The organism is Salinispora oceanensis (genome assembly GCF_000383575.1).
GTDB lineage: Bacteria > Actinomycetota > Actinomycetes > Mycobacteriales > Micromonosporaceae > Micromonospora > Micromonospora oceanensis.
On the sequence record NZ_KB911579.1, the window covers coordinates 1,627,970 to 1,647,473 of the forward strand.

Annotated in this window: 20 protein-coding genes, 1 tRNA gene and 1 pseudogene; 10 read left to right on the forward strand and 12 right to left on the reverse strand. The window is 68.7% G+C overall.

Going from position 1 to position 19,504, the window contains the following annotated elements:
- Nucleotides 1–25 precede the first annotated feature (25 nt).
- Both SALPAC4_RS0107530 and SALPAC4_RS0107535 read left to right on the forward strand, forming a co-directional pair.
- The gene (locus SALPAC4_RS0107530; RefSeq protein ID WP_019869794.1) at nucleotides 26–856 is read left to right on the forward strand and encodes a DUF4397 domain-containing protein; all 831 of its coding nucleotides are present in this window, start codon (nucleotides 26–28) and stop codon (nucleotides 854–856) included.
- Nucleotides 853–1,527 (forward strand): class F sortase, encoded by a 675-nt coding sequence (locus tag SALPAC4_RS0107535; protein ID WP_019869795.1) that lies wholly within the window; start codon nucleotides 853–855, stop codon nucleotides 1,525–1,527. Before SALPAC4_RS0107530 ends, SALPAC4_RS0107535 begins: the two co-directional genes overlap by 4 nt.
- Here SALPAC4_RS0107535 and SALPAC4_RS28915 read toward each other — a convergent pair.
- The 5 genes from SALPAC4_RS28915 to SALPAC4_RS0107560 form a co-directional block, all read right to left on the reverse strand.
- On the reverse strand, nucleotides 1,490–1,963 hold the full coding sequence (locus SALPAC4_RS28915; RefSeq protein ID WP_275402192.1) for a M23 family metallopeptidase: 474 nt from the start codon (nucleotides 1,961–1,963) through the stop codon (nucleotides 1,490–1,492). The two genes, SALPAC4_RS0107535 and SALPAC4_RS28915, sit on opposite strands and share 38 nt — an antisense overlap.
- Nucleotides 1,964–2,491: 528 nt before the next feature.
- Nucleotides 2,492–3,028 carry a NifU family protein gene (locus SALPAC4_RS0107545; RefSeq protein WP_027644284.1) on the reverse strand — a complete coding sequence of 179 codons (537 nt, stop codon included), beginning with the start codon at nucleotides 3,026–3,028 and terminating at the stop codon, nucleotides 2,492–2,494.
- Between the two features lie 5 nt (nucleotides 3,029–3,033).
- Nucleotides 3,034–4,977, reverse strand: coding sequence for a ferrous iron transporter B (gene feoB, locus SALPAC4_RS0107550; protein ID WP_019869798.1), 1,944 nt, complete (start codon nucleotides 4,975–4,977; stop codon nucleotides 3,034–3,036).
- Nucleotides 4,974–5,276, reverse strand: coding sequence for a FeoA family protein (locus tag SALPAC4_RS0107555; RefSeq protein WP_018741491.1), 303 nt, complete (start codon nucleotides 5,274–5,276; stop codon nucleotides 4,974–4,976). Before SALPAC4_RS0107555 ends, feoB begins: the two co-directional genes overlap by 4 nt.
- Nucleotides 5,277–5,479: 203 nt before the next feature.
- Nucleotides 5,480–6,079: a biotin transporter BioY gene (locus tag SALPAC4_RS0107560; RefSeq protein WP_019869799.1), complete on the reverse strand. Its 600-nt coding sequence runs from the start codon at nucleotides 6,077–6,079 to the stop codon at nucleotides 5,480–5,482.
- 375 nt (nucleotides 6,080–6,454) lie between these two features.
- Between SALPAC4_RS0107560 and SALPAC4_RS0107570 the strand changes: the two genes are divergently transcribed.
- Entirely contained in the window at nucleotides 6,455–6,982 is a 528-nt protein-coding gene (locus tag SALPAC4_RS0107570) for a GNAT family N-acetyltransferase (protein ID WP_019869801.1), read from the forward strand.
- A gap of 36 nt (nucleotides 6,983–7,018) precedes the next feature.
- On the opposite strand, the gene SALPAC4_RS0107575 is transcribed toward SALPAC4_RS0107570, so the two are convergent.
- Nucleotides 7,019–7,276 carry a DUF5999 family protein gene (locus tag SALPAC4_RS0107575; protein ID WP_019869802.1) on the reverse strand — a complete coding sequence of 86 codons (258 nt, stop codon included), beginning with the start codon at nucleotides 7,274–7,276 and terminating at the stop codon, nucleotides 7,019–7,021.
- Between the two features lie 219 nt (nucleotides 7,277–7,495).
- The gene (locus SALPAC4_RS0107580; RefSeq protein WP_027644285.1) at nucleotides 7,496–8,503 is read right to left on the reverse strand and encodes an ADP-ribosylglycohydrolase family protein; all 1,008 of its coding nucleotides are present in this window, start codon (nucleotides 8,501–8,503) and stop codon (nucleotides 7,496–7,498) included.
- Nucleotides 8,504–8,589: 86 nt separating this feature from the next.
- Between SALPAC4_RS0107580 and SALPAC4_RS0107585 the strand changes: the two genes are divergently transcribed.
- The 4 genes from SALPAC4_RS0107585 to SALPAC4_RS0107605 all read left to right on the forward strand — a co-directional run bounded on the left by SALPAC4_RS0107585 (nucleotide 8,590) and on the right by SALPAC4_RS0107605 (nucleotide 12,169).
- Nucleotides 8,590–8,997 carry a nitroreductase family deazaflavin-dependent oxidoreductase gene (locus SALPAC4_RS0107585; RefSeq protein ID WP_019869804.1) on the forward strand — a complete coding sequence of 136 codons (408 nt, stop codon included), beginning with the start codon at nucleotides 8,590–8,592 and terminating at the stop codon, nucleotides 8,995–8,997.
- A 51-nt stretch (nucleotides 8,998–9,048) separates the two neighbouring features.
- Entirely contained in the window at nucleotides 9,049–9,705 is a 657-nt protein-coding gene (locus SALPAC4_RS0107590; RefSeq protein WP_019869805.1) for an MOSC domain-containing protein, read from the forward strand.
- 182 nt (nucleotides 9,706–9,887) lie between these two features.
- Nucleotides 9,888–11,204 (forward strand): MFS transporter, encoded by a 1,317-nt coding sequence (locus SALPAC4_RS0107595; RefSeq protein ID WP_019869806.1) that lies wholly within the window; start codon nucleotides 9,888–9,890, stop codon nucleotides 11,202–11,204.
- Nucleotides 11,205–11,722: 518 nt separating this feature from the next.
- Complete coding sequence (locus tag SALPAC4_RS0107605) at nucleotides 11,723–12,169, forward strand: GNAT family N-acetyltransferase (RefSeq protein ID WP_019869808.1); 447 nt, start codon at nucleotides 11,723–11,725, stop codon at nucleotides 12,167–12,169.
- Between the two features lie 79 nt (nucleotides 12,170–12,248).
- Here SALPAC4_RS0107605 and SALPAC4_RS0107610 read toward each other — a convergent pair whose 3' ends face one another.
- Together SALPAC4_RS0107610 and SALPAC4_RS28325 are read right to left on the reverse strand one after the other, a co-directional pair.
- Nucleotides 12,249–12,812: a GNAT family N-acetyltransferase gene (locus tag SALPAC4_RS0107610; RefSeq protein ID WP_019869809.1), complete on the reverse strand. Its 564-nt coding sequence runs from the start codon at nucleotides 12,810–12,812 to the stop codon at nucleotides 12,249–12,251.
- Nucleotides 12,813–12,851: 39 nt separating this feature from the next.
- A pseudogene (locus SALPAC4_RS28325) lies at nucleotides 12,852–13,022 on the reverse strand (HAD family hydrolase); the annotation flags it as partial.
- A gap of 153 nt (nucleotides 13,023–13,175) precedes the next feature.
- On the opposite strand from SALPAC4_RS28325, the gene SALPAC4_RS0107615 reads away from it, so the two are divergent.
- Nucleotides 13,176–14,168: a calcium/sodium antiporter gene (locus SALPAC4_RS0107615; RefSeq protein ID WP_019869810.1), complete on the forward strand. Its 993-nt coding sequence runs from the start codon at nucleotides 13,176–13,178 to the stop codon at nucleotides 14,166–14,168.
- A 59-nt stretch (nucleotides 14,169–14,227) separates the two neighbouring features.
- Here SALPAC4_RS0107615 and SALPAC4_RS0107620 read toward each other — a convergent pair whose 3' ends face one another.
- Nucleotides 14,228–15,394: an RNA polymerase sigma factor gene (locus SALPAC4_RS0107620; RefSeq protein WP_019869811.1), complete on the reverse strand. Its 1,167-nt coding sequence runs from the start codon at nucleotides 15,392–15,394 to the stop codon at nucleotides 14,228–14,230.
- 83 nt (nucleotides 15,395–15,477) lie between these two features.
- Nucleotides 15,478–15,834, reverse strand: coding sequence for a YciI family protein (locus SALPAC4_RS0107625; protein WP_019869812.1), 357 nt, complete (start codon nucleotides 15,832–15,834; stop codon nucleotides 15,478–15,480).
- Nucleotides 15,835–16,110: 276 nt separating this feature from the next.
- Here SALPAC4_RS0107625 and SALPAC4_RS0107630 point away from each other — a divergent pair, with 276 nt between their 5' ends.
- Nucleotides 16,111–17,739: an RCC1 domain-containing protein gene (locus tag SALPAC4_RS0107630; RefSeq protein ID WP_029126508.1), complete on the forward strand. Its 1,629-nt coding sequence runs from the start codon at nucleotides 16,111–16,113 to the stop codon at nucleotides 17,737–17,739.
- Nucleotides 17,740–17,991: 252 nt separating this feature from the next.
- Here the strand turns inward: SALPAC4_RS0107630 and SALPAC4_RS0107635 are convergent.
- A tRNA-Thr gene (locus tag SALPAC4_RS0107635) sits at nucleotides 17,992–18,068 on the reverse strand.
- A 307-nt stretch (nucleotides 18,069–18,375) separates the two neighbouring features.
- Here SALPAC4_RS0107635 and SALPAC4_RS0107640 point away from each other — a divergent pair.
- Nucleotides 18,376–19,473: an ABC transporter ATP-binding protein gene (locus SALPAC4_RS0107640; RefSeq protein ID WP_018731481.1), complete on the forward strand. Its 1,098-nt coding sequence runs from the start codon at nucleotides 18,376–18,378 to the stop codon at nucleotides 19,471–19,473.
- Nucleotides 19,474–19,504 lie beyond the last annotated feature (31 nt).

Here is a 19,504-nt window from a genome sequence, read left to right on the forward strand (position 1 = left end):
CAGGACTAATCACCAGGAGGCAGGCATGCAGCTCTCGTACTCCCGCCGGGTGGCCACAGGTGGCGTGCTCGCCGCGCTGACGTTCGCTGGAGTCGCTGCGCTCACCGCGACCCCGGCTTACGCGGCCACATCCGAGGTCTCTGCGATCCATGGCATCCCGGGCACCCCGGTCGACGTGTACCTCAATGGGGCGAAGACGCTGGACAACTTTGCCCCCGGTGAGGTGGCGGGCCCGCTGAGCCTGGCGGCGGGCGCGTACGACATCGCGCTGACCAAACCGGGCGAGCCGGTGGCCGACGCGATCCTCACGGTTGACGACGTGGAGGTGCTGGGCGGAACCAACGTCAGCATGGCCGCCCACCTGGATGCGAGCGGCCAGCCGAAGATCACCTCGTTTGTCAACGACACCTCGAAGGTGGACGCCGGCAAGTCCCGGTTGATCGCCCGGCACATCGCTGCCGCTCCGGCGATGGACGTACGGGCCGGCGGCACTTCGGTCTTCACCAACCTGACCAACTCGAACGAGGCCAAGGCCGATATGGAAGCCGGAACAATCAAGGCGGATGCGGTGCTCGCCGGCACGGAGACCGTCACGATCGGCCCCGCCGACCTGGAATTGAGCGAGGGTACCGCGACGATCGTCTACGCGTTCGGCTCGGCCGATGCCGGCACCCTCGAGGTCGTGGCGCAGACCATCACCGGCCTGCACTCCACCCCGGCCGGGGTACCCAGCGGCTCCGGCGGCCTGGCCGACACCGGGGCGAGCACCTGGTGGTACCTCCTGGCCGGTGCCGGCGCCCTCCTGCTGGTCGGCGGGGGAACTCGGGTCGCCACCACCCGGAGGAGCAACCGGTGACGGTGCGCAACCGCGGGGCGCTGGCGGCCATGGCCGCCGGCGCCACCGCCCTCACCGTCGCCGCTGTGGTCGCCGTTGCCGCTCGGCCCGCGGCGGATGTCGGCGCGGACGAGGTGGCCGCCCTCGCCGACACCGCCCCCTCCGCAGCAGGAAGCCGATCGCCGGTGCCGGTGCGCAAGGGTGAACTGCCGGCCGGCGCCGAGATTGTTCCGCCGGTCGGCCTGCGGATCCCGGCAATCGGGGTGACCGCCACGGTGAACGCCGTCGGCACCAACCCACAGACCAATGAGTTCGAGGTACCGCCCAGCGTGGACCAGGTCGGCTGGTATCGCTACGGGCCGGGGCTGGCGGCACCGGCGGGCTCCGTGGTGATAGCTGGTCACGTGGACAGCTCCACGCAAGGCGAAGGTGCGTTCTTCCGGCTCCGGGAGTTGGACCAGGGCGACCGACTGACCGTGACCGGCAGCGACGGCCAGGACCGTGCCTACCGGGTGATCGCCCGGGAGGAGTACCAGAAGACAAAGATTCCGCTGGAGCGGTACTTCGCCCGCGACGGCGACCAGCGGTTGACCCTCATCACCTGCGGCGGCCCCTTCGACGCCGACACCCGCCGCTACCGCGACAACCTCGTGGTCACCGCGGTGCCGGCAGGACCGGCAGCGGCGCCGTGATCCGTTCACCGGCGCCCGCGTGGAATTCCCGCCACCTCGGCTGGAAGTAGTCACCGTTCTTGGGCACTCCGCGATGCTCGACCCCGTCATCGTCGCGATAGCACCACGCAAAGGGTAGGCCGTGCGCGAGCTCCGGATCCGGACCGCTCATGAGTTGAAAATGCAGGTGAGGCTCGGACGAATTGCCGGAATTGCCACAGTCAGCCAACTGCTGACCAGCCACGACCTGGTCACCGGCGGAAACTCGAATTGACCCCCGCCGCAAATGCGCAAAGGCCGCGTAGACGCCCTCACCCAGGTCGAGGATGAGGTGATTACCCAGCAGGTGCCGAGGCTGGCCCAGGCTACGTACGATGCCCTCCACAAGGAACAGGTAAACCAAGCCCGGCAGCGACGTACGGGATAGGTGATCGCGCTGGCCGTCAACGGTCGCCACCACCACACCAGCTCCGGGCGCGAGGATCGGGCTACCGAAAGCCGGGTACTGGCCGGGGCGTCGGCCGAGCGGCCAAAGCCACCGGAAGGCAGGCGCGGGAGCGTCAGCGGGGTGATGAGTCAGGTCGATGGCGTACGTCTGGGCGTAGCTGTGGGTCTGATGGCTGGGCACCTTCGTGCCCGGGCCGTTCAGGGCCAGCCACCGGCCCGCGACGGGAACGTCGACCAGCGCCGGAGCCTGCCCCTGCGGCGGGCGCTGTCTGCGCCGCACGGTCCAGCCTGCCAACAGAACAACAGCCCCGACCGCTACCCCCACCCACCACAGGGGACCGAAACCACGATGATTGACCACCAAGATGACCAGGCTGACCCCGAAGAACAAAACCCTGCGCTTCCATATGAAGCTCCACAAACTCACGCCTTGCTCCGATTTGTACGGTCAGCCATGGGGTGGAGGATAGCCGAGCGGTGCCACCACATCGCCTGCCGTAGTGGTAGAAGCGAACGCGTCGCCGAGGACGGATCGAGTTCACCGCGCCGCGTGGTCGACGACCGCGCGCAGCGCCGGATAGCGCTGACGGAGGCGACGTTCCAGCTGTCCGTGCAGGGTGCTGCGGGCGGCCGGGCAGCCGTTGCACGCGCCAGCGAGCCGGACGGTGACCACGTCATCCCGCGCGTCCACCAGGTCGATCCGGCCGCCGTGCGCGGCGGCGAACTGCCCGACCGGCCCGTCAAGGAGCTGCTGGGCCAGCGTACGCAGTGCCGCGTCCCCGCCCCGCGCACCGGAATCGGGTACGACGTGCCAGCCGCCGGTTTCCTCGAGCGCGGCGTGCAGCGCGCCGCGTACCCGTGCCCCCTGGTCTCCCCAGCTGTGCCACGGACCGAGGCGGGTGAGCACGGCGGCGGGTTCCAGCCGGAGCTCGGCGAGAGTCCCGTCGGCGAGCAGCCCCGCCAGCGGTGGCGGGGCCGCGGCGACGACGCCGACCGAGTCGAACAGGTCGGCGGGGATGACCCAGCGCAGCAGATCCGGTTCGTCGGCGCAGCGCTGCGGGTGCAGGGGAACCATCGAAGTCACCCCACGAAAAGGGCGGTGACGGTCCGGGCAAGGTAGGCCATCAGCCAGGCCGTCACGGTGAGGTAGCCGAAGGCCACCAGCGGCCACCGCCAGGTGCCGGTCTCCCGCCGGATGACCCCGACGGTCGCCATACACTGGAGGGCGAAGGCGAAGTACACCAGCAACGCGGCGATCGTCGGTGCGGTGAAGATCGGCTGTCCGGCCCGAGGGCCGTCCGAGTAGGTCATCCCACGGAGCGCGTCGCCCGGGTCTTCGGGGTCTTCGGCCGCCGCGACCTGGCCGAGGGTGGCGACGAACGTCTCCCGGGCCGACTGGGCGGACAGCACGCCGACATTGATCCGCCAGTCGAACCCCAGGGGGTCGAAGACCGGCGCCACCAGCCGGCCGACCCCGGCGGCGTAGCTGTGGTCGACGACGTAGGCCGAGACCGCCGCCGAATCAGCGGTGTCGACTCCCGCCGCCTGCATCTGCTCGGTCGAGTGCAGCGGCAGGTTCAGCAGCAGCCACAGCACCATCGTGGTGGCCACAATGATGGTCGAGCACTTGCGGAGAAACGAACTCGCCGCACCCCACACCGCCAGCAGGACCGCCCGGGGCGAGGGCAGCCGGTACGGCGGCATCTCGAGATAGAAGGGCGTCGGCTGGCCACGACGGTCACCGAACTTCTTGAACGCCCACGCGGCCAGCATCGCCGAGACCGCCCCGAGCAGGTACAGCCCGAACATGACCAGACCCTGCAGACCGAACGGGCCGAACGTGGCGGCGGGGTCGACCAGCAGCCCGATCAGGACCACGTAGACGGGAAGCCGCGCGGCGCAGGTCATCAGTGGCGCCGCCATCATCGTGGCGATCCGGTCCCGGGCCGAGGGCAGGGTGCGGGTGGCCATGATGCCGGGGATCGCGCAGGCGAACGAGGACAGCAGCGCCACGAAGGCGCGCCCCTCCAGCCCAGCGCGGCCCATCACGCGGTCCATCAGGAACGCCGCGCGGGACATGTAGCCGACCCCCTCGAGGAGGGAGATCAGCAGAAACAGCAGCATGATTTGCGGCAGGAAGACCAGGACGCCGCCGACGCCGCCGATCAGGGCGTCCCCGAGCAGGCCCGACAGCCACGGATTGGTGACGTGCACCGACACCCAGCCCGACAGTACGCCGAAGAACGCCTCGACCCCTTCCTGGAGCGGAGCGGCCAGGGTGAAGACCGTCTGGAAGAACAGCACCATCACGGCGAAGAAGACCACGGTGCCCAAGATCGGGTGCAGCAGCACCGCGTCGAGCCGTCGGGTGCGGCCATGCGGTTGAGCCGCCCCGTACCCGGCGTACGACAGGACGGACTCCACCCAGGCGTCCCGCTCACCCGGGTCCTCCGGTGGGGATATCACCGGAGTCGGCCAGTCGCTCCAGTCGAGTAGCTGTTCCCGCAATTCAGCGATGCCGTGACCCCGGTGGCCGACCACCGCGACCACCGGCACTCCCAGGGCCTGGCTCAGCGCGTCAACATCCACCGCGCCCTGGCGGCGGAGCAACTCGTCGGTGAAGGTCAGCACCACGCAGCTGGGAAGACCTCGGGCCAGCACCTGCGCGACAAATCCCATCGAGCGCCGCAGGGTCGTCGCGTCAACCACGATCAGCAACGCGTCCGGCGCCCGCATGCCGTTGCCGTCCAGGACGTCAACCAGAACCTGCTCGTCCAGACTGACCGGGTCCAGGCCGTACGAGCCGGGTAGATCTTCGACGGCGAACCTGCGGTCACCGACCCGGCAGGTCCCGGCGAAGCGGGACACGGTCACCCCGGGATAGTTTCCGGTCTTGGCGTGCATACCAGTGAGGGCATTGAACACGCTCGTCTTGCCCGCGTTGGGAGCACCGACCAGGGCCACCTGCGGCAGCTGGGTCAGCGGGGCCGCGGGCTGACCGCTCTCGTGGCAGGCGCTGCTCACCGATCCACCTCGACCACGTTCACGCACGACGCCTGCGCCCGGCGTAGGCAGATCTCGTAGTCTTTAACCAGGTAGATCATCGGGTCGCGCAGCGGTGCCCGGCGCAGCATTCGGACCTCCGTGCCGGGCGTGAAACCGAGGTCGGCCAGGCGCCGCGCGACAGCTGGCGAGTCGGGCACCGAGACGCTCACCACCTGCGCCGTGGCGCTCGGCGTCAGGTCGGCCAGCGTCCTTTCGCCGCACCGGCCCTCCGACCGGGGCCGACCGTCGGTCCCCAGTTCGAACGTCCTGCTCGTCATGCACGCCCCCAGCCAGACTCACCTGCAGATTAGGTAAGGCTAACCTCAGAAAAACTTCCTGGGGATGTGACCTTTGGCCCCTGTTCTCGGGACAATCGCCGACCAGCGCACCGGGCAGAGGCTCCGCGCCGCAGCTCCGGGCCAAGCTCGAGGGCAGCGGAGCACCACCCGGCCCACGAGCTCACTCACGCACTGCTGCTCACTCACGCACTGCTGGAAAGCCGACGCACCAAGCGCCACGAGCCCGGCAGCAGACCAGCGGCGAGCAGGGCCTTGAGCAGGTCACCCGCCAGGAAGGGAACGAGGCCCAGCAGGAGCGCGGCCGGCACGTCCACTCCGGTGGCAACCATCAACCAGGGAACACCGACCGCATAGATCACCAGGTTCCCGAGCACCATCAGCCCGAACATCCGCCCTGGCCGCCGGTCCGCGCCGACGGCGGCCAACCGGCCGACAACCGCCGCGGCCAACACGAAGCCCAGCAGGTAGCCCATGGTCGCAGCCGGCCAGCCGTGCGCACCGTCGGCAAACCACGGCACCCCCAACACTCCCGCCACCACATAGAACAGCATGCTCGCCACCCCACGGGCCGACCCGAGCGCCGTCCCGGCCAGGAGGACCGCGAAGGTCTGCCCGGTGACGGGAACCGGAGAACCGGGAATCGTCACCGACACCTGCGCGGCGGCACCGACGACAGCGGCACCACCGACGACCAGGGCGACCTCCCGCGCCAGGGAACCACCCCACGCGTCCGCCAGCACGCCGATGCGGGGGCCGGAGGCCATCACCAAACCGTCTGCCATCTCATCCTCCTGTTGTCGCCACCGACGCCGGTGGCGTCCCTACAGATCATGTCGATCCTCCCAGCACTGCCGCCGGCCCGGGCGTCCGCCCACGGGCCCGAGACCACATCGGAGCACACGAGTAGTCAGGCTCCAACCGAAGGTGACCGGATGACCAGCAACCCGACCGCGGCGGTGCTCGGGATTCCGGTCAGGTCAGCGACACGCGCACTCTCAACCCCGTCCTGCGGCGCAGCCAAGATGATCATGCATGCACGGGACAGTAGACGACGAAAACACCCTCGACCCGGGCCATCCGTCCTGCTCAACGCCCATCCCCACACCACGCTCGAAATACGGGTGCGCCGAAACAGCCGATTCGATATTGATACCGCCATGCCCCAACTGAGCCGGCCCACCGAGCGGGTACATCAATCGTTCATTGCCGCCATGGCCGAGTTCCGCGCCGAGGGACGTGGCAGCGCGGAAGATGCCAGCATGATCGGGTCTGAGCTGCGCATGTTTTCGCGCCACTGGTCGGCTCCCGCCGGGTTCGCGGCGTACGTCGATTGGCTACGAAAGCAAAGCCTCGAGGACTCCCCGCGCCCGGACGGGCACGTGCCGTCGACCACGTTGTGGTGGGTGCAGGACGACGCCTATCTCGGCCGCCTCGCCATCCGGCATCGCCTGACCCCGTACCTACGGGAATTCGGCGGTCACATCGGCTATGACGTGCGACCAACCGCACGGCGGCGGGGCCACGCGACCGCGATGCTGACCGCCGCGTACCACCTGGACATCACGTCTGCCCTGGTGACATGCGACGTGGACAACGTCGCCTCCCGGAAGGTGATCGAGCGCAACGGCGGGATCTTCGCCGACCAACGCAGCGAGAAGCTTCGGTTTTGGGTTCCGACCGACTGACCCGGCCGCTCGGACGGCGGATCAGCGGCATCCGGGTCACTCTCCGCGGTAGCTCTCCCAGTGCGGAGCCGGGCCACGGTGCGGGGCGACCGGGCTGTTGTCCGGCATCAACTCACCGGTGTCGTCGAACACGATCACACCGTTGCAGCGCAGGCTCCAGCCCTGCTCCGGATGGGACGCGATGATGCGGGCCGCCTCGTGGTCGACCGCGCTCGCGGTGGGACACGTCGGCTGGTGGTTGCACGGGGTGTTGGCGTTGGGCCGGGCTCGGAGGGCGAGGTCGACGGTGTGCATGCCGGTTCTCCTCTCAACTGGGCGACTCAGCCGCGCTGGCACTCGGAACGGACGGGAGTGGCCGTCACCTACCAGTTCGCTACGTCATCGCTGAACAGATGAGACGGCACACCCCCGGGCTGATACACGTACGGCAAAATACTGACGCACATATTGATAGATCATAAAAAATAGGGTACATGGGGTAAGGAAAATTGAGCCTGCGCACGAACTGAAGGATCAGTCCCAGGCTTCGCCCATCGTGGCGAGTTCGCCCGCGTACTCGATCTGATCGCGCCAGGGCTCCGGCCACGCGGCCATACCGAGAGCGACACCGAGGAACGCGCCGGTCAGACAGGCGATGGAGTCGGAGTCGCCGGAGGTGGTGGCGGCGCGGGCAAGGGCGGACACCGGATCGTCGACATGCCGGATCGCGCAGAACAGTGCGGTAGCCAGGGCCTCCTCGGCGATCCAACCGGCACCGGTGATCCGGCAGGCGTCCGCGCCGTCGTCGGCCAGGGCGAGCGCGAGATCGAGCCGATCCAGTACGTGCCGGCACTCGTCCCAGCCAAGGGCGAGGTAGTCGGCGGGATTGGCCACGCCGGGCTGCTGCCACAGCGCACCCAACCACTCGTCGCGGTAGACGGTGCGCTGGTCGTGGGCGCGGGCTCGCAGCAGCGTGGGCAGGGACGGCAGCTCCGCGCCGTCGCGCAGCAGCCGCACGGCGTACGCGGTCAGCTCACTGGCCGCGAGCGCGGTGGGGTGCCCGTGGGTCATCGCGGCCTGCAACTGCGCCACCCCGGCGAGGGTGTCCAGGTCGTAGCCGGCGACGAGCCCGACCGGCGCGACCCGCATGTTCGCGCCACAGCCCTTCGAGCCGATCATCGTGGCCTGGGTCCACGGCTGGCCGAGGGCGAGGTTCCCGCAGGCACGCAGGCAGGTCATTCCCGGTGCGCGGTTGTTGTCGGGGCTGGCCGCCCACTGCACGAACCGCTCCCGAAGCAGCGGTTCCAACACCTCGGCCGTCGGCGCGGGCGCATCCAACAGCGCCATCCCGACCGCCAGGGTCAGCTGGGTGTCATCGGTGACCGGTGCGGGGTCGCCCGCCAACTCGCGCGGGCCATCGGGCCCGTAGCGGGCCTGGATGTCCGGGACCGTCATGAACTCGGTCGGGCCGCCCAAGGCGTCGCCGTAGGCCAACCCAAACAGGCAGCCGGACGCCGCATTCGACGTAGTCGGCTCTCGCATATCGGGTGGATGGTAGCCCAACGGAAGGCACTGCGGGGGGTACCAGCTTGACGATAATGGGGCCGGCACACGAGCAAGGAGAGATCATGGATGACTGGAACGCCAAGATCATAGAAGAGTTCCGCGAGAACGACGGGCGAGTCGGTGGCCAGTTCGCAGGCGCGCCAATCCTGCTGTTGCACACCGTGGGCGCCAAAAGTGGGCAGCCTCGTTTGAACCCGATGATGTACCAGAAGTTGGATCGTGGTTACGCCGTGTTCGCCTCCAAGGCGGGCGCCCCCAGCCACCCCGACTGGTACCACAACCTACGGGCCCATCCGCAGGTCAGGGCAGAGATCGGCACGGACACCCTCGACCTGGTGGCCAGAGTCGCCGCTGGAGACGAGCGGGAGCGCATCTGGAGCGCGCAGAAGGACGCCTTCCCAGGCTTCGCGGAGTACGAAGCCAAGACGACCCGGGAAATCCCCGTCGTCGTGCTGGAAGCCGCCTCGTAACGCGCCGGAAACTCCTTTGCTCCACGTCAGACGATCGATAGGTTGCTGCCCATGGGCAGCATCCTCTCGGTCAACCTGGCGGTTCCGGAACGCAGCACCGCGACGCGAGTCGGGATCACCGGCATCAACAAGCAGCCCGTTGACGGACCCGTGACGGTCCGAGCCCCCGGGCCGAAGACCACCGGCCTACACAGCGGCCTGGTCGGCGACCAGATCTTCGACATCAAGCACCACGGCGGCGACGACCAGGCCGTGTACGCGTACGCCCGGGAGGACTACGACTGGTGGGAAGCCCACCTCGGGCGGGTGCTACCGGGCGGAATCTTCGGTGAGAACCTGACCACGGCCGGCGTCGACGTCAACGGTGCGGTGATCGGCGAGACCTGGCGCATCGGCGACCAGCTCGAACTCCAGCCGACCTTTGGCCGCATTCCGTGTGCGACTTTCCAGGCCAAGATGGCGGAGCCGCGGTGGGTGAAGCGGTTCATCCGGGAAAACCGCCCTGGCGCCTACCTTCGGGTCGTCACACCGGGAGAGGTGCGAGCCGGAGATCCGGTTTCGGTGCTCCACCGGCCAGCCCACGGCGTAACAATCGCGGCGGCCTTCCACGCGTACCTGACCGAGCCGGAGTTGCTGCCAGCGCTGGCAGAGGTCGAGGGCCTCCCCCACGACCTCCGGCAAACGCTAATGGAACGAGCGCCCAGCTGAGGCAGCCAGCAACTTGATCCGCAGCCGGGGCGAACCGAAGCTGCCCAACGCCGATCCGACCATCCACTCCTCCCGCTTATTACCAGAGATACCCCGCCTGAACCAAGATCTGTCACCAATGCTGACGCCCTGGTAAGTTCAGCGGCCGATCATTATTCCTTTAATTGGGAGGGGCGGATTCAGTGACGAGGTTGCGGGGTAGTGGGCTATCGCTGCTCATTGACAACCGCGGCTTCCGGACGCTCTGGCTCGCCCGTACCACCTCCTACCTCGGTGATGTCATCACTGCCACCGCCGTGGTTCTCTACCTCTACGACATCGGGGCAACCCCGACCGAGCTTGGCTTGGCGCTCGCCGCGAAGGCACTGCCCCAAGGGCTCGGCCCGGTGACCGGCACCCTGGCCGACCGCTGGGACCCCCGCCGTATCATGATCACCGCTGACCTGATTCGGTTCGGGACAGTCGGCCTGATCGCGGTGGCCCTGCCGCCCTTTCCGGTGCTCATCGCCCTGATCCTGCTCAAAGGCACGCTGACCACCTGCTTCCTGCCAGCGGGCAAGAGCTGCGTGCCACGGCTGGTGGAGCGGTCCAGCCTGGTGCAGGCCAACTCGCTGCTCGGGCTTTCGCGCAATGTGGCGTTGGCCGTCGGGCCGGTCGTCGGTGCGGTACTCATCCAGGCTGCCGGAGCGCGAGCCGCCTTCGCCCTGGACGCGGCCTCCTACCTACTCTCCGCCCTGGTGCTGTTCTTTCTGCCGCCGGTCGGCAACGATCATGGCGCTTCGCGGCGGACCACGCGGTTCGTCGCGGACCTCACGGCCGGCCTCCGTTACGTGGCCGGGCACGCCGTTGCCCGGGCGGTGGCGCTCTGCCTCTTTCTCGGTGTCTTCTTCGCCGCTTGGGACAGCGTGGCGCTGGTCTTCCTGATCAAGGACGACCACGGCGGCACCGATACCTGGGTCGGGGTGGCGACCGGCGGTTACGGGCTCGCAATGGTGCTCGTGCCGTTGCTGCTCGCGCTGACCCGTTGGCAGCCCTCCGGCCCGCGGCTGCTCCTCATCGGCCTGTGCTGCTCGGCCCTGGGCCTCATCGCCGTGGGCATCGCCGGCCAGCTGATCCTGATCGTACTGCTCTACACGATCGCCGGTGCCGGCAACGGCCTGGAGAACATAGCCACCGACACCGCCATCGGCCAGAGCGTGGACAGCGACAAGCTGGGCCGGGTCTTCGGTGCGATCTACGCCCCGGTCTTCCTCGCGGAGACCGCGGCCTACCTGATCAGCGGCCCCCTACTCGAGGCGACCTCGCCGGCCGGAGTGTTCCTCATCGCCGGCACGGGCCTGCTTGGGGTGGCCGCTGTCGCCTGGTGGCTGCTCCGCCGGGCCGAAGGGCCGCCACCGTACCCACACGCCAGGACGCCACGCCGAACCAACCCTCCGGCCGGAGTCGTCACTGCTCGATCCGGAGGGCCCAGCGCACCTCCACCGACGTCTCCACCGTGACCCCCAGCTGCTGCGTCTGCGAGGCGGAATCGATCTTGTCAAGGCTGTGGTGAACCTCTGAGCCACACAGGACGGTGCTCTCGGAAGCCGAGCCGATGGTGAGCACAAGTGAACCGTCGCCCTGGCAGTTGAGGCTGATCCACAATGCGCCCGGACCAGGGGTGATGCGCCCGGCTATCGCCGCGCCAGACTGGGGCCCAGCAGCCAGGAGCGTGGTTCGTCCTGGCGCGGCGGAGGGTAGTCCCACCTTGTCGGCGACGGATGGGGGCACTGAGGACGGGCTTGCGGCGGAGCCTACGTTCGGGGATGCGGTGGAGTCCGCGGTCGGGGTTGCGGCGAGGCCCGAACTGGCATTCGATCCGGCTGTGCAACCGGGCAGAGCAAGAGCACCGACCACAAGCAGCGCCAGTGAAGTCCGAGACAGCGACACAGTAGCTCCACTTCCAGCACGGCCCTACTGGTCGGGCCGGGTAGGTCAACGACAGAGAGGAAGCATGATAATGGTGAAGACAGATCCCATGGTTACGATCGACCGGCTGGACGAGGCCAACGTCAACGACGTGGTCGAGCTGTTTCTCGGTTACCTCGACTTCTACCAGCGGCCGAACACCCGCCCAGCGGCAGCAGAGTTCCTGCGCGCGCGACAGGCACGCCAGGAGTCCATCCTCTACCTTGCGCGAGGCGAGGAGGGACCGATCGGATTCGTTCAGGTGTACCCGACCTTCTCGTCCGTCTCGTTGGCATCCGTATGGATCCTCAACGACCTCTTCGTCGCGCCCCACGCTCGCGGCTCAGGGGTGGGGCGTGCCCTGGTCAACCGGGTCATCTCGGATGCGGAGGCCGCCGGCGTGATCGGGGTTAAGCTCGCGACGGCAGCGGACAACACGTCGGCGCAGGCCCTGTACGAAGCTGCGGGATTCACCACCGGCCACTCCGTGCGCCACTACCTGAAGCCGACGCGATGAGCGGATGACGCAATCGCCTACCGGCTGGCACAGTCACAACGGCACGCCCCGAGGGACATCGATTTGAACCCTGCCACCGTTACCCGAGACCGCCGACGCCGCCCGAGAGGGCGGCACCCGCACGCCTGCCGGACCAGTTGGCACCCTCGATCCGGTAGCAGACGTGGGGCGTCCCACCTCGATCCTGGCCCGGCCCGGCCAGGACCCCACCGAGCTTCTCCACCGCCCGCCGAGAACGGAAGTTTTCTATACCGACAAGAAAGACAACGGTATCGACGAACTGAAAAGCATGATCCAGCATGAGCTGCTTGAGTGTCTTGTTGTAGACCCCACCCCAGTGGGAACGCGCAAGGAAGGTCCAGCCGATTTCGACCTCGCGACGATCCGCATCGTAGCCGTGATACCGAGATGAACCGATCAGGCGAGACTCCCTGGCGTCGACCACCGCGAACGCGCCGCCGGAGGCGAGCGCATCCCGGAAGAAGGCGCGAAAAACCTCCTCGCGGCACCGGTCCGACTGCGGATGCTGTTCCCACAGCAGCGGGTCAGCGGCGACAGCGAACAGCTCATCGAAATCCGCTGGCCGGAGGGGCCTTACCGTAATCAGCTCGCTGGTCAGGACGGGCTGGAGTTCGAACGGCATCGCGAGGGCTCCAATCGCTAGATGGGGCAACCCGTGGCCTCATTCACCCAGTACGGCGAGCCGCCGGGGAAGATCGGCGAGGTTCGGGATCCGGTGCACACCGGCCGGCACCGGCACGGTCGACCTCGACGTCGCCGTGGCTGTTGATCGTGCACGATCAAGCCAGATTCCGACAAGACCCGCCTCCCGAGCCGCCGCCGCATCCGTGTCCGGCTAAGCCCGCTCCGAGACCGGCCGGAGCGGGTCGCGTCGCCGCCGTACCCGCCCCCACCCCACACGAGGCGATCAGGCAGTAGGTTGGGCTCCGGTACGCCCGGCGCCGGTCAACGGGATAGCGAGGACAACGCCGCACATGAGCCCGTCATGATCTTCCGAATTCTCCTCGCCGTCGCCGGTCTGCTGCTGCTCACGGTGGCCGCCGACCACCTCGTGCTCGGGGCCTCCCGGCTCGCCCACCGGCTACGGATCAGACCCGTCGTCGTCGGCGTCGTGGTGATCGGTCTCGGCACCTCGGCACCGGAGCTGCTGGTCTCCGGAGTGGCTGCGGCCCGAGGTGACACGAGTATCGCCCTGGGCAACATCGCGGGTTCTAACATTCTCAACCTGACCATGGTCCTCGGCGTCGCCGCACTGGTCGCCAAGGTCACCGTGAAGTCGACGGTGATCTACCGCGAGGCACGGCTCGCGGTCGGCGCCGTGCTGCTCTTCGGCCTCCTGGCCTGGACCGGACTGACGGTCGTGACCGGTGCGGTGCTGCTGGTCGCCGCCGCTGGCGCGCTGTGGCTGCTGATCCGGTGGGCGGGTGAGGGTGAAGCGACCCCGCTGGCCCGGGACGTGGTGGAGCACGTGGAGGGCGAGAACGTCGCCGTGGTGGCGCCGGCCGGTCGAGCCGAGCCGACACAGCGGCAACGGCTGGCCCGGTGGGAGCCGGTCCGCACCGTACTTGGCCTCGTCGGGGTCCTGGCCGGGGCGCAGCTGCTGGTTGTCAACGCCGCCGCGATCGCCACCGACCTGGGGGTCCCCCAGTTGATCATCGGGATGACCCTGGTCGCGGTGGGCACCTCGCTGCCGGAGCTGGTCACCACGATTCAAGCCCAACGACAGGGTGAGTCAGACCTGCTCGTGGGCAACCTGTTCGGCTCCAACCTGTTCAACAGCCTCGTCGGCGGCGCCGTGATCGCCCTGGCCGCCCCGAGCGGTGTCCCCGGCACCAGTGTCGCGCTCGTCCTGGTGATGGGCCTGGCCGCAGTGGCGGCCTGGATACTGCTCCGCCGGAGCTATTCACTCACCCGCCCGGAAGGCTCGGTGCTGCTCGCGGCATATGTGCTGACGATACCGCTGCTGTTGTCCACGTAGCCGGCGAGACCGCCACGCACAGAAGAGCGCCGGCCACCCAGCCGGCGTTGGACGGATTCCTACGAGGTGGGTGCCGACACCTCACGCAGGCGTCGGCGTAGGTAGCGGTGCTCGGCGTCGGTCCCGCACAGCTCAAGCGCCCGACGATAGGCGGCGGCTGCCTCAGCGGATCGCCCCAGCCGGCGCAGCAGGTCGGCCCGGGTCGCCGGCAGCAGGTAGTAGTCATTGAGCTCCCCGGTGGCGGCCAGGCGATCCACCAACGCCAGTCCAGCTCCGGGTCCGTCGGCCATCGCCACCGCCACCGCCCGGTTGAGCTCGACGACCGGGCTGGGTGCCAGGCGGGCGAGTTGCGCGTACAGGCCGACGATCTGCGGCCAGTCGGTCGCCGCCGCCACAGGCGCCTCGGCGTGGACCGCGGCGATCGCCGCCTGCACCTGGTAGGCACCGGGGCGGCGCCGCGCCAGTGCCTGCTCGAGCAGGACGACCGCCTCGGCGATCTGGGTGTGGTCCCAGGCCGAACGGTCCTGGTCGGCCAGGGTGACCAGGTCGCCGTGCTGGTCAACCCGGGACGGGCGGCGGGCGTCGTGCAGCAGCATGAGCGCGAGCAGTCCGCGGGCTTCGGGTTCAGCCGGCATCAGGGCGGTCAGGAGTCGGGCCAGCCGGATCGCCTCGCCGGAGAGACCTGCGGTAACAAGGTGTGTGCCGGCGGTCGCCGCGTAGCCCTCGTTGAACAACAGATAGAGCGCCGCGAGTACGGCCGACAGTCGCTCTGGTAGCAGCTGAGCCGGCGGGACCCGAAACGGGATCCCCGCATGGCGGATCTTATTCTTCGCGCGGAACAGCCGTTGCCCCATGGTGTGCTCCGACACCAGGAAAGCCCGGGCGATCTCCGCTGTCCGAAGCCCGGCGAGGTAGCGCAACATGAGCGCGACCTGCGCCTCCCTGGTGAGCGCCGGGTGCCCGCAGGTAAACATCAACTCGAGGCGTTCGTCGGGAAAGTAGCCGACCGGAGCCGGCTCCCCCAGCCGGGACAACTCGCGCAGCTTTCCGGCCTCCACGGCGGAGCGACGAAGCCGGTCCACCGCGCGATTGCGGGCCGTGGTGGCGAGCCACCCCCCGGGGCGATCCGGAATCCCCTCCGTCGGCCAGCGGGTGAGTGCCGCGGTGAACGCGTCCTGGGCGCACTCCTCCGCCAGCTCCCAGTCCCCAGCGAGCCGGATCAGCATGGCGACGATCCGCCCCCAGTCGTCGGCGTAGGCGGTGGCGATCGCCGCGCTGACCCGGCCCGCCTCGATGTCGGTGCTCAGTCCTACTCCCAGAACGGCCTCAGTTCGACCACATTGCTACGCGCCATCGGGTGCTTCGACGCCACCTCCACCGCCTCGTCGAGGTCGACGCAGTCGAGTACGTCGAATCCGGCGATCACGTCCTTCGTCTCGGCGTACGGGCCATCGGTGAGCAGAACCTTGCCATCGCGTACGCGAACCGTCGTCGAGTCGCTTCCCGGACGGATCGCCTCGCCCAGCAGCCGTACGCCCCGGCCGTCCATCTCCTCGACCCAGGTGTCAACGTCCATCTCGTTCGATGCGGCACCGACGGGACGGCCAAGGTCGCCCGCTCCCTCCTCGGCCGGCCGGTTGACACACACCAGCATCAGGTACTTCATCCGCCTACCTTCTTCGCCTCGTCAGCCACCCGCGCCGGGTGGCTGGCCCCTACGACGAACGGCCCGCCCTGATTTCTACCGCGCGCCGCGACTTATTTCAGCCCGGGCAGTCGGGGCGTTGCCACCCGAATGTCCCCTCAAGGGCGTTTCTCCGCATCTATACGGGATAGCTGGTTGACACTGGCGTCTGTCCTGATGGCGATAGATGCCGGCGTGGAGGTCGGAGTGATGCGGAGAATCTGCCAGCGGCCAGGCCGGAGCGCCGGAGTGGACCGGATGGGTCGGGCCATCGTCGGCTTGTTCTTTCTGGTGTTGGCGGTGACAGCCACGCAGGCAGTCGCCGGCGCGTGGCCGGCGGCGGCACGGAACACGCCCGCACCGTCCGGCACCGCGTCGGACACCCTCCTGGCCTGGGGGGAGAACAATGACGGCGAGTTGGGCGACGGAACCACCACCAACCGCAGCACACCCGTCAACACCAACCTGCCCCCGGGCACCGAGGCCACGGCCATCGCCGCCACCGGCGACCACAGCCTGGCGCTGACGTCCACCGGCACCGTCCTCGCCTGGGGCGAAAACCTCGACGGCCAGTTGGGCGACGGAACCACCACCAGGCGCAGTACACCCGTCAACGTCGACCTGCCCCCAGGCACCGAGGCCACGGCCATCGCCGCCGGCGACGACCACAGCCTGGCGCTGACGTCCACCGGCACCGTCCTCGCCTGGGGAGATAACTCCGAGGGTCAGCTGGGGGACGGAACCACCACCAACAGCAGCACACCCGTCAACGTCGACCTGCCCCCAGGCACCGAGGTCACGGCCATTGCCGGCGGCGACGACCACAGCTTGGCGCTGACGTCGACCGGCACCGTCCTTGCCTGGGGCGAAAACAACGACGGCGAGTTGGGCGACGGAACCACCACCAGCAAGAGCACACCCGTCAACGTCAACCTGCCCGCCGGCGTCACCATCACCGCCATCGCCGCCCACGGCGACCACAGCCTGGCGTTGACCTCCACCGACGCCGTCCTCGCCTGGGGCGCCAACTTCGGGGGGCAGTTGGGCGACGGGACCACCACCAACCGCAGCGCACCCGTCAACGTCAACCTGCCCGCCGGCGTCACCATCACGGCCATCGCCGCCGGCGACGAGCACAGTCTGGCGCTGACTCCCACCGGCACCGTCCTCACCTGGGGCGACAACTCCGAAGGGCAGTTGGGCGACGGGACCACCACCAACCGCAGCACACCCGTCAACGTCAACCTGCCCGCCGGCGTCACCGTCACCACCATCACGGGCGGCAACCTCTACAGCCTGGCGGTCACCTCCACCGGCGCTCTCCTTGCCTGGGGCGCCAACTTCGGGGGGCAGTTGGGCGACGGAACCACCACCAACCGCAGCACACCCGTCAACGTCGACCTGCCGCCGGGAACCATCATCACCGCTGTCGCCGCCGGCGATGCCCACAGCTTGGCGCTGACCGCACCACCGACATCCACCACCACCCTGCAGGTCACCCCAGCCAACCCGGCGGCGGATCAGAACATCACCCTCACCGCCACCGTCACCTGCAACGTCGACACCCCCACCGGAACCATCACCTTCCGCACCAACACCACCACCCTCACCACCACACCCCTGACCGCCGACGCCACCGCCACCCACACCGCCACCCTCCCACCGGACACCCACACCCTCACCGCCCACTACACCAGCACCAACACCTGCCCCGACAGCCAATCCCCACCCACCACCATCACCATCGCCCCACCACCCGACGAGCCCGACCTACCCATCACCGGCCCCAACCTGACCACCACCACCGGCGCCGCCGCCCTCTCCATCCTGGCCGGCGTCATCCTCAGCTACGCCGCGCGCCGACGCCCACCACACCGGGCCACATAGAACAAGGTGCCACCAGCCCACACCACCCCTCCCGCCCGACCTGCCGGAGCCAATCGAGGCGTACGCCCTGGTGGCCGCCCCGTCACCGTGGCGGTCTGGGGGCGGGGCGGGTGGCACCCGCGACACAACAGGCATCCGAATGACGACCCCCCGCCGTTGGCCTCACAGCCGGGCGGGGCGTCATTACCTGGGGCAGGTCAGAGGTTGTCGGCGGTGCAGGTCACGATCGTGAACTCGCCGGGTAGAGCCAGGTGGAGCCCCCGGCCGGGATCGAACCGGCGACATCTCGCTTACAAGGCGAGTGCTCTGTCCAGCTGAGCTACAGGGGCGTGTTGCCGACGCCAGCATAGCGACTGACGTCCAGTTTCCCCGCGCGGCAGGCCCGGTCAGCACGACCAACGTCGGCAGCCCGCAACGGCCGGTGGTGTTTCCTGCCCGGCACTGCTCACCTGACCGTTATGTGTATGGCCCCGGTCCCACCAGCTGCTCCCGTTCTTGGCACGCGGAGGAAACCGATCTACCGTTCAGGGACGCGGTCGACGCCTGTCGGCCGTGGGCCGGGTCGCAGCTGCGGGCCGGTCCGCTCCTTCACTCGGATCGTCCGGCACGTTCCTGCCGGTGAAAGGAAGCACCCTCATGGCCACGGTTACCTACGCCAAGGCGTCCCGGATCTACCCGGGCACCGAGCGGCCCGCCGTCAACCAGCTTGACCTGGAGATCGGCGACGGCGAGTTCCTGGTCCTGGTCGGCCCCTCCGGTTGCGGTAAGTCCACCAGCCTGCGCATGCTCGCCGGCCTCGAGGACGTTGACCAGGGTTCGATCTCCATCGACGGCCGGGACGTGACCCACCTGCCGCCGAAGTCCCGCGACATCGCGATGGTCTTCCAGAACTACGCCCTCTACCCGCACATGTCGGTGTACGAGAACATGGCGTTCGCCCTCAAGCTGCGCAAGACCCCAAAGGCGGAGATCGACCGGCGGGTCAAGGAAGCGGCGACGCTGCTGCAGTTGGAGGAGTACCTCGGCCGCAAGCCGAAGGCGCTCTCCGGCGGCCAGCGCCAGCGGGTGGCGATGGGGCGGGCGATCGTCCGCGAGCCGCAGGTCTTCCTGATGGACGAGCCCCTGTCGAACCTCGACGCCAAGCTTCGGGTGCAGACCCGTACGCAGATCGCGTCCCTGCAATCCAAGCTCGGTGTGACCACGGTTTACGTCACCCACGACCAGGTCGAGGCGATGACGATGGGGCACCGGGTGGCGGTCCTGCTCGACGGCGAGCTCCAGCAGGTCGACACGCCGCGGGCGCTCTACGACACCCCGGCCAACGTCTTCGTCGCCGGCTTCATGGGCTCGCCGGCGATGAACATCAAGACCGTGCCGCTGACCGACAAGGGCGCCGAGTTCGCCGAGATGCACATTCCGCTGACCCGCGAGCAGGTCGAGGCGGCCCGCGCCGACGGGGCCGGCGACACCGTCGTGGTGGGCTTCCGTCCGGAGGACTGCGAGCTGGTCAGCCCGACCGAGGGCGGCCTGCCGGTCACCGTTGAGCTGGTCGAGGACCTCGGGTCGGACGCGAACATCTATGGTCACGCCGCGCTGGAGGGCACCAACGAGCGGTTCGTGGTCCGCACCGACCGGCGCACCATGCCGACCATGGGCGGCACCGTGTTCGTCCGGCCGCAGCCCGGCCGCAGCCACATCTTCAACTCGAAGTCCGGCCTCCGGATCCCGTCCTGACCTAGCGCAAAAGAGGGGGCGGTCCGCTACT